The organism is Bradyrhizobium sp. sGM-13 (assembly GCF_018398875.1).
GTDB lineage: Bacteria > Pseudomonadota > Alphaproteobacteria > Rhizobiales > Xanthobacteraceae > Bradyrhizobium.
On sequence record NZ_JAGWDK010000389.1, the window covers coordinates 1 to 249 of the forward strand.

Annotated in this window: 1 pseudogene; it reads left to right on the forward strand. The window is 65.5% G+C overall.

Features of this window, described 5'->3' with window-relative positions:
• Positions 1-249: pseudogene (locus KJQ96_RS39400) on the forward strand (TetR/AcrR family transcriptional regulator); the annotation flags it as partial.

A 249-nucleotide genomic window follows, 5' to 3' on the forward strand; every position in this document is an offset into this window, starting at 1 on the left:
ACTTCGGGAATCTCTGATCGAAGCGGCGGAGCGACGGATTGCCGCAGGCGGTCTGGCGGGCCTAAAAACGCGCGATCTGGCTCGGGACATCAGCATCGCCAACGGCGCGGTCTATAACCTCGTCGAAGACGTGGACGAATTGATCCTGCGGGTCGGATCGCGGACACTGGGGCGGTTGGACGCCACACTCACGGCCGCCGAAGCCGATGGCTCCGCCTCGCCTCGCGAGACGCTGGTCCGCATCGCAGT